This window comes from Tahibacter caeni (genome assembly GCF_024609805.1).
GTDB classification, from domain to species: Bacteria; Pseudomonadota; Gammaproteobacteria; order Xanthomonadales; family Rhodanobacteraceae; genus Tahibacter; species Tahibacter caeni.
In genome coordinates, this window is the sequence record NZ_JANFVR010000244.1 from 1 (window position 1) to 7,416 (window position 7,416).

Below are 7,416 nucleotides of genomic sequence, written 5' to 3' on the forward strand. Positions count from 1 at the left end.
GATTCTAGGCAAGCGGCGGGCAAGTCTCCATGCCGGGGCGGCGCACGGCGGTCGTCGCGGCGGATCCGGGGCGTACGCGGCCGCCGCCGGCACGCGCGGCAGGACCGCCAGGCCCACGCGCGGCGGATCGGCACGACCGCGGACCGCCGCCGCCGTCGCGGCGCTACAATGCGCGTTTTCCGCGGAGCCCGGCTGTGCCTACGACCCTGAGCGAATCCCGTCTGCCCGGCCTGGACCTGATCCACCGCGGCAAGGTGCGCGACGTCTACGCGCTGTCGGCGCGGGAACTGCTGATCGTCGCGACCGACCGGCTCAGCGCGTTCGACGTGGTGCTGCCCGACCCGATCCCGGGCAAGGGCGAGATGCTCTGCCAGATCTCCAACTTCTGGTTCGCGCAGACCGCGCATCTCATGCCGAACCACCTGACCGGCAAGGACGTCGCGACCGTGCTGCCGCCGGGCACGGACCTGCCGACATACGCGCGCCGCAGCGTGATCACGCGCCGGCTCAAGCCGGTGCCGGTCGAGGCCATCGCGCGCGGCTATCTGATCGGCTCGGGCTGGAAGGACTACCAGGCCAGCGGCACCTTGTGCGGTCTCAAGCTGCCGCCCGGCCTGCGCCAGGCCGAGCAATTGCCGGAACCGATCTTCACGCCGTCGACCAAGGCCGCCGTCGGCGATCACGACGAGAACATCAGCTTCGACACGCTCGTCGCGCGCGTCGGCGCGGATCTCGCCGAACAGGTGCGCGATGCGACCCTGCGCATCTATCGCTGGGCCGCCGCCTATGCCGCCGGGCGCGGCATCCTGATCGCCGACACCAAGTTCGAGTTCGGCACCGACGAGGACGGCAAGCTCTACATCATGGACGAGATGCTGACGCCGGATTCCTCGCGCTTCTGGCCCGCCGACGAATACCGCGTCGGCATCAGCCCGCCGAGCTACGACAAGCAGTTCGTCCGCGACTATCTCGAAACCCTGGACTGGAACAAGACCGCGCCGGGCCCGCACGTGCCCGCGCCGGTGATCGCCGCGACCGCGGCGAAATACGCCGAAGCGCTCAAGCGTCTCGCCGGCATCACCCTCGACTGAAGTCGACGCGCCTGCACCGGGCGCATCTCCTGCGTCATTGATCGAGGTCAAGGTGGACAACGATGAGGCGGCTAGCATGCGGATCATCGTTCCGCACCGGCCGCCGATCATGCCCACCGAGTTGTTCCGCAACGAGAACCACGTCTGCGTCGCCTTCCACGACCTCGTCCGCGGCGACGAAGGCGTGCAGGCGAACCAGTTCCTGATCATCGACGGCAAGCAGTCGGCGCTGATCGATCCGGGCGGCGCCCTGCTCTACACGCCGCTGAGCCTGGCCGTATCCCGCTACCTGCCGGTACGCGAGCTGACCTACATACTGGCCTCGCACCAGGATCCCGACATCATCGGCTCGGTCGACCGCTGGCTGCTGTACACGCCGGCGACGATCGTCTGCTCGCGGCTCTGGGGCCGCTTCATTCCGCACGGCGTGCCGCATTACCAGAAAGACGCCGGCGCCGACCGCTACCTGCTGCTGCCGGACAAGGGCGGCGACATTCCGCTCGGCAGCACGCACATCCGCGCGGTGCCCGCGCACTTCCTGCACAGCGTCGGCAACTTCCAGTTCTTCGATCCGGTCAGCCGCATCCTGTTCTCGGGCGACATGGGCGCGTCGATGGTCGATTCGGAATACAAGCCCGTCACCGACTTCGACGCCCACGTGCAGACCATGGCCGGCTTCCACAAGCGCTACATGGCCTCCAACAAGGTCTGCCGGCTCTGGGTCAAGCGCGTGCGCGCGCTCGCGCCGGCGATGATCGTGCCGCAGCACGGCCTGCCGTTCGCCGATCCGGTGACCATTGGGCGCTTCCTCGACTGGATCGAGAACCTGGCCTGCGGCATCGACCTCATCGACGAGCAGGACAACGTGTTCGCCTGAGTCTGGCGCAGCGAATCGTGCGCCGGCGGCGGCGATCGCGCTAAGCTCGCACGGTCATCCGCCAGCCGCCGGAACCGCCATGAACGCAAGCGTGCACTCCACCGACGATCCGCGCCGCGAGGTCGACCGCTGGCTCGGCAACTACGCCGAGGACCACCGCAACCCGACCAACGTGCTGATCCATTGGATCTGCGTACCGGCGATACTCTGGACCGTCGTCGCCGCGCTCTGGGTCGTTCCCGTGCCGCCGCTGCTCGGCCGCGCCGGGCTCTGGGCCGGCGTCGCGATGTTCTTCGCGACGGTGTTCTACCTGCGCCTGTCGCGTACCCTCGGCCTGGCCATGTTCGCCGTATTCGTCGTGCTCGGCGTCGTCACCGAGCTGCTGTACCGCCAGCTCGGCCCAGCCCCGCTGCTCTACCTCGCGATCGGCGTCTTCGTCGTCGCCTGGATCGCCCAGTTCATCGGCCACCACGTCGAAGGCAAACGGCCGTCGTTCCTGACGGATCTGGCCTATCTGCTGATCGGCCCGGCCTGGATCGTCAGCAAGCTGCTGCGCCGGGCCGGGATCAGCTACTGACGCTGCGGTTCGCTGCGCTCACCAGCAGCCTGCGCGCGTCTGGAGGAGGGTTGCCGGGAGCCGAAGCGAACCGCAACAGCGCGATCTTCGCACCGCGAGAAATGTGAGCGAAGCGATGTCGACGTAACGAAGCGGTCGCTTCGGAGCGAGCGCTCCGGCGACACCGGTCGCGCTCAGTCGCGGCGCTCGTCGATCGATGCGACCTTGCCGTTGCGGATCTCGAAGGTCACGGTCTTGCCGTCGACGGCGTATTGCCAGCGCTCGCCTTCGCGGCCGCCTTCGCGGGTTTCTATCGTCTCCTTGATGGTCGGCGTGCCGACGATCTGGGCGAGCTTGGCCGCGCTGTCGCCGACCGTGATGACCCGGTTGCCGCTGCGGTAGGTATCGGCGGCAACCGCCAGACCGGCCGCCAGCAGGCCAGCCGCGAGAACGAGGGAACGCATGGGAATTTCTCCACAGGAATACGGGTGGACGACCCGCGGCGCTGGAGCGGACGCCGGCCCAGCTTGGTGGGCGCGGCTGAAGGCGGCATGTCGCGGAACGGCTCGTCGCGCTGCCGTCGGCGCTCGGGCGGCGGCAGTCCGGCGCCGGCGTGCGCGGGCCGCCCTGTCGGCGTCCGCCGTCGCGCTGCACAGCTGCTGCCGCGCTCCGATGCCGGGGCGGCGGTCGCAATCGCAGGACATGCGTCGGCGCTCCGCCGGCGCACCGGTCCGGAGCGCAGCGACTGCAGCGGCCATCGGCCTCAGCGCGAACGCCCATCGTAATGCTGCACCGGCACGGCTTCGAGGTCGACGCCGGCCAGGCAGCGGATGTTGATCGCGGCCATCGCGTTGCCGGCCGGATCCTTGCCTTCGCCGAAGGTGTGGATGCCGCAGTTCGCGCAGAAGCGATGCTGGATCACGTGCTGGTTGAAGGTGTACGTGGCGAGATCCGCCTCGGGCGTCCTGAGGCTCAGCGCCGAACGCGGCACGAACCAGAGCAGCGAGCCGCGCCGGCCGCACATGGAGCAGTTGCAGGCCAGAGCGCCGTCCAGGATTCCTTCGACCTCGAATTCCACGCTGCCGCAATGGCAGCTGCCGCTGTAGTTCATGCGTGTTCTCCGTGATGCGTCAGGTGTATTTGGCGACGAGGCGCACTATCGTATTCCACGCGCGCGTCGTCGCCTTTGCGGCGAGGATCTTTTCGACGAACGCGTTCGGACTGCCCGGCGTATTGCCGAGCTTGTAGCTGAGGCTGAGCACGTCGCCGCCGCGGGCCGCGAGCAGGCGCACGTCGCTGCGGCGCGACTCCAGCGGCAATGCCGGCAGCGCCGGCGCATCCGGCGCGAGGAACGTCACGCAGCATTCGTAGACCGCGGCGCGATCGACCGCGGCGAACGGAGCGGACGCGACGAGCGCGGCGAGGTCGTCGACGCGACGCAGGAAGGCCGGCTCGACGAGTCCGCAGACCTCGTGCAGCCGCGCCGTCGCCGCGCGCACGACGGTTTTCCCGCGCGCTGCCGGTGCGTCGAACACCAGGGTGCCGTTGACGAGGAACGAAGCCGCCCGCGCCGCGCCGGCGTCGAGGAACGCCTGCTCGAACTGCGCTTTGCCCGGACAGCGCGGCCGGCCGAGATTCACGTTGCGCAGGAAGACGGCGAACTTCACACGGCGGCGTGCCCGCCGCGGTCGGTCTGATGGAACTGCAGGCAGACGCCGGGCGGCACTATCAGATGGAACTCGCGCCGGCCCCAGAGCTTGACCTCCAGCGGCCCGACGCGCAGCGGCAGCAGGCGGTACTCCGCATGCAGCGCATCGAGGTCATCGACGCCGATGCCGAAGCTCGCATTGCCGGCCCAGGCCGGTTCGTCGTTCACGACCAGATTGAACGCAATGTCGTCGCGCGTGATGCCGGCGATGTCGCCGCTGCGCCAGGCCAGCGCGAAGCCGAGGCCGTCGACATACAGCGCCAGCGCCGCGTCCAGCGAGGCGCCGGCGGGCAACAGCGGCGTGACCGTTTGCAGGCGCGCGGACATGGCGTGTCTCCGGAGCGAACGGGGCACGCAGCGTCGCAGGCCCGCCGCGGCGGCGCAACCGCGCACGAGCGCCGCGGCCCTGCGAGAGCGCAGAGCCGCGGCGGCTTCCGCTTCAGTTCTTCTCGAATGGCCGCAGCAGCCAGCGGCACAGGGCCGGCAGGAAGATCAGCGCGGCGAACATGTTCACGACGAACATGAAGGTCAGCATCAGGCCCATGTCGGCCTGGAACTTGAGGTCGGAGAAGATCCACATCGCGACGCCGACGGCGAGGGTCAGCGCGGTGTAGAAGATCGCGATGCCTGTGGTCTTGAGCGCACCGAAGTAGGCTTCGGTCAGGTGCGCGCCGGCCTGCATGGATTCGCGCATGCGCGCGAAGATGTAGATCGCGTAGTCCACGCCGATGCCGACGCCGAGCGCGACGACGGTCAGGGTGTTGACCTTCAGGCCGATGCCGAGCTTGACCATCAGCGCGTGGCCGAGCTCCGTGACCAGCACGAGCGGCAGCACGATGCACAGCGCCGCGAGCGGATTGCGGAAGCTCAGCAGGCACATGACGAACACGGCGCCGTAGAGCAGGTACAGCATGACCGCGTCGACTTCGCGCACCTTGTCGTTGATCGCGGCGAGCACGCCGACGTTGCCGGTGGCCAGGCGCAGGTTGATCTTGTCGCTGTGGAAGGTCTCGCCCTTCTCGGTGGCGGCGTTGGCCTGCTCGGTCAGCTGCTTCATGAGGTTGACGTTGCCGCCGGCCCAGGCGCCGTTCTTCTCGCGGAAGTCCTTGACCGCCGCGACGACGCGGTCGATCGTCGTCGCGCGGTGGTCGCCGAGGAACATCATGATCGGCATCGCGCTACAGTCGTTGTTGAGCAGGCCCGAGTCGGTCTCGAAGCCCTGCGTCGCCATGCGCAGGGTGTCCGGATCGCGCGGCAGCGCGCGCCAGCGCAGGTTGCCTTCGTTCCAGCCGGCGTTGACGATCTTCGCGGCCATCGGCAGGGTCATGACCTGCTCGACGCCTTCGACGTTGCGCATGTGCCAGGCGAAGCGGTCCATGGTCTCCATGACCGGGTAGCTCGTCGTGCAGGCCGACGGCTGCGCCTCGGCGATCACGTTGAGCATGTCCACGCCGAGCGAGAACTTCTCGCTGATCAGCACGGCGTCCTTGTTGTAGCGCGCTTCGGGACGCAGCTCGGCCACGCCCTTCTCGGCGTCGCCGATCATGACCTGATGGCCGTACTGCTTGGCGAAGAACCAGATCGCGACGCCGAGCAGGATGATCACGGCCGCCGGTACCGGACGGCTGAACTTCGCGAGCAGCGCCCAGATCTTGTCGAACTGGGTCAGCTGGCGCAGGCGGTACTGGCGCTTCTTCTCGAGATTGCGCAGCTGGCAGTAGGACAGCAGCACCGGCAGCAGGATCAGGTCGGTCAGGATCGTGATCGCGACGCCGACGGTCGCGGTGATCGCGAGCTCGTAGATGATCTGTATCGGGATGATCAGGATCGTCGCGAAGCCGATGCAGCCGGCGATCAGCGCGACCGCGCCGGGCACGAGCAGCATGCGGAACGCGACGCGCGCGGCGGTCGCCGCGTCGACGCCGCGGCGCTGGCGCAGCTCCTCGACCGTGCCTTCCTCGAGCCCGCCGAAGAAGATCTCGCCGCGGAAGCGGTTGATCATCTGTTCGCCGTGACTGACCGCTATCGCAAAGATCAGGAACGGCGTCAGCATGTTCATCGGATCGATGCCGAAGCCGAGCAACCGGAGAGCGCCCAGCATCCAGAGCACGGCGACGAGCGCGCAGAACACGGTCAGGGTCGCGAGCTTTGCCGACGAGGAGTACAGGAACAGCAGCACCCAGGTGAACGCGATCGTCAGGAAGAAGAACAGGATGACCGAGCGCGCGCCGTCGCTGATGTCGCCGACCATCTTCGCGAAGCCGATGATGTGGACGCTGGTCGCGTCGTTCTCGTACTTCGCGCGGATGTCTTCGAGCTGTCCGGCGACCTTCTGGTAGTCGAGCTTGACCTGGCCCTCGCCGCCTTCGGGCACGAGCTCGGCCCAGACCATCGCGCCGCTGAAGTCCTTGGCGACGAGGCGGCCGACGATGTTGGCCTTCTCGATGTTGGCCTTGATCGTCGCGAACTGCTCGCTGGTCGCCTCGAAGCCTTCGACGTTCGGCGTGAATTCCTGCGGGATCACGTTGCCGCCGGCGAAGCCGTCCTCGACGACTTCGACGAAACGCACGTTCGGCGTGAAGATCGAGCGGATGCGTGCTTCGTCGACGTTCTCGATCGACTTCACGTCCTGCGTGATCTTCTCCATGGTCTGCATGAACGGCTGGTTGAACATGTCGCCGTTCTTCGCCATGACCGCGATCAGGATGCGGTTGGCGCCGCCGAACTCCTTCTCGTAGTCGAGGAAGGTCTGCATGTACTCGTGCGCGAGCGGGATCTGCTTCTTGAAGCCCGCGTCGACGCGCAGCTGCGAAGCGAACCAGCCCATCGCGACGGTGACCAGCGCGAACAGCGCGAGCACGACCACGCGATTGCCGAACACGACCCGCTCGGCGAAGCGGTGGAATGCGCTGGGATTGTCTACCGCCTTGATCGAACCCGCCATGTCGTCCCCTCGTGCCTTGCGGTCGGCCGCGCACGTGACGCGGCGGCCGGAATTGCTGGAATGTCGCTGTCTGCGCGCCTCAGCGCGGCTGGTAGCGCGCGACGCCGTTCTCGCCGGCGACGAGGAACGCGCCGCCGCCCTCGATCGGCAGCACGGCGGCCAGCGCGCCGGCCGGATCGATCGCGCCGGCGCGCAGCGGCTCGTTGGCCGCGCGGCGCACGAGCACGAGGCCGTTCGCAC

At 68.1% G+C, this 7,416-nt stretch carries 8 protein-coding genes; 3 read left to right on the forward strand and 5 right to left on the reverse strand.

Features of this window, described 5'->3' with window-relative positions:
* Positions 1 to 194 precede the first annotated feature (194 nt).
* The 3 genes from NON22_RS17425 (at position 195) to NON22_RS17435 (ending at position 2,545) form a co-directional block, all read left to right on the forward strand.
* A complete protein-coding gene (locus NON22_RS17425; RefSeq protein WP_257388217.1) occupies positions 195 to 1,091 on the forward strand; it encodes a phosphoribosylaminoimidazolesuccinocarboxamide synthase in 897 nt (298 codons plus the stop codon).
* A gap of 76 nt (positions 1,092 to 1,167) precedes the next feature.
* The gene (locus NON22_RS17430) at positions 1,168 to 1,968 is read left to right on the forward strand and encodes an oxygen-binding di-iron domain-containing protein (protein ID WP_257388218.1); all 801 of its coding nucleotides are present in this window, start codon (positions 1,168 to 1,170) and stop codon (positions 1,966 to 1,968) included.
* A 79-nt stretch (positions 1,969 to 2,047) separates the two neighbouring features.
* Positions 2,048 to 2,545 carry an Mpo1 family 2-hydroxy fatty acid dioxygenase gene (locus tag NON22_RS17435; RefSeq protein WP_257388219.1) on the forward strand — a complete coding sequence of 166 codons (498 nt, stop codon included), beginning with the start codon at positions 2,048 to 2,050 and terminating at the stop codon, positions 2,543 to 2,545.
* 173 nt (positions 2,546 to 2,718) lie between these two features.
* Here the strand turns inward: NON22_RS17435 and NON22_RS17440 are convergent, their stop codons facing one another.
* From NON22_RS17440 to NON22_RS17460, 5 genes are all read right to left on the reverse strand, one after another.
* The gene (locus NON22_RS17440; protein WP_257388220.1) at positions 2,719 to 2,988 is read right to left on the reverse strand and encodes a DUF2845 domain-containing protein; all 270 of its coding nucleotides are present in this window, start codon (positions 2,986 to 2,988) and stop codon (positions 2,719 to 2,721) included.
* Between the two features lie 299 nt (positions 2,989 to 3,287).
* Positions 3,288 to 3,635, reverse strand: a complete 348-nt coding sequence (locus NON22_RS17445; protein WP_257388221.1) for a GFA family protein — start codon at positions 3,633 to 3,635, stop codon at positions 3,288 to 3,290.
* A 19-nt stretch (positions 3,636 to 3,654) separates the two neighbouring features.
* The gene (locus NON22_RS17450; protein ID WP_257388222.1) at positions 3,655 to 4,191 is read right to left on the reverse strand and encodes a DUF1697 domain-containing protein; all 537 of its coding nucleotides are present in this window, start codon (positions 4,189 to 4,191) and stop codon (positions 3,655 to 3,657) included.
* On the reverse strand, positions 4,188 to 4,559 hold the full coding sequence (locus NON22_RS17455) for a VOC family protein (RefSeq protein ID WP_257388223.1): 372 nt from the start codon (positions 4,557 to 4,559) through the stop codon (positions 4,188 to 4,190). The genes NON22_RS17450 and NON22_RS17455 overlap by 4 nt, the downstream gene beginning before the upstream one ends.
* Positions 4,560 to 4,671: 112 nt before the next feature.
* The gene (locus tag NON22_RS17460) at positions 4,672 to 7,176 is read right to left on the reverse strand and encodes an efflux RND transporter permease subunit (RefSeq protein ID WP_257388224.1); all 2,505 of its coding nucleotides are present in this window, start codon (positions 7,174 to 7,176) and stop codon (positions 4,672 to 4,674) included.
* Positions 7,177 to 7,416 lie beyond the last annotated feature (240 nt).

Bases quoted from the DNA above. Each gene is read 5' to 3' on its own strand.
- NON22_RS17460 (WP_257388224.1), bottom strand. From the start codon at position 7,176: ATGGCGGGTTCGATCAAGGCGGTAGACAATCCCAGCGCATTCCACCGC.
- NON22_RS17430 (WP_257388218.1), top strand. From the start codon at position 1,168: ATGCGGATCATCGTTCCGCACCGGCCGCCGATCATGCCCACCGAGTTG.
- NON22_RS17455 (WP_257388223.1), bottom strand. From the start codon at position 4,559: ATGTCCGCGCGCCTGCAAACGGTCACGCCGCTGTTGCCCGCCGGCGCC.
- NON22_RS17440 (WP_257388220.1), bottom strand. From the start codon at position 2,988: ATGCGTTCCCTCGTTCTCGCGGCTGGCCTGCTGGCGGCCGGTCTGGCG.
- NON22_RS17435 (WP_257388219.1), top strand. From the start codon at position 2,048: ATGAACGCAAGCGTGCACTCCACCGACGATCCGCGCCGCGAGGTCGAC.
- NON22_RS17445 (WP_257388221.1), bottom strand. From the start codon at position 3,635: ATGAACTACAGCGGCAGCTGCCATTGCGGCAGCGTGGAATTCGAGGTC.